The organism is Pantoea sp. Cy-639, from assembly GCF_011752525.1.
GTDB lineage: Bacteria > Pseudomonadota > Gammaproteobacteria > Pseudomonadales > Pseudomonadaceae > Aquipseudomonas.
Window position 1 is genome coordinate 1 of sequence record NZ_VWXI01000056.1, and the last position, 414, is coordinate 414.

At 60.1% G+C, this 414-nt stretch carries 1 protein-coding gene; it reads right to left on the reverse strand.

Annotated features, from left to right (window positions below):
* The coding region (locus F3J43_RS23700; protein ID WP_166893024.1) for an Ig-like domain-containing protein at positions 1-414 on the reverse strand (414 nt) is incomplete at both ends.

The window sequence follows — 414 nt, forward strand, 5'->3', positions numbered from 1 at the left end:
GATTGGCGTGATAAGTGCCGTTGCCTTGGGAGTCGAGGGTCAAATAGCCGTACAGGCCCATGATCTGCTCGCCCACGTGGCCGATAGCCGAGGTGCTGGTATCACTGCCTGCACGCACGCCCACCACGTACTGGTGATCGGCTCGCACATCGGCGCCGATCACATCGTTGGCCAGCACATTGCCGCTGACAGTGCCGCCCTCGGTGACGTCGGCGTAGTCACAATGGGCTTTGGGCACGTCGTCGACGATGTTGATGACGATAGTGCTGGTGGTCGAGTTGCCCAGAGCGTCTTTCACCTGGTAGGTAAAGGCCTCGGTCACCACGTTCGGCCCATCGTTGATGTGATTGGGCGAGTTCGGCGCCGACGTCAGGGTGTAGGTGTAAGAGCCATCAGCATTGAGCTGGATCTGCC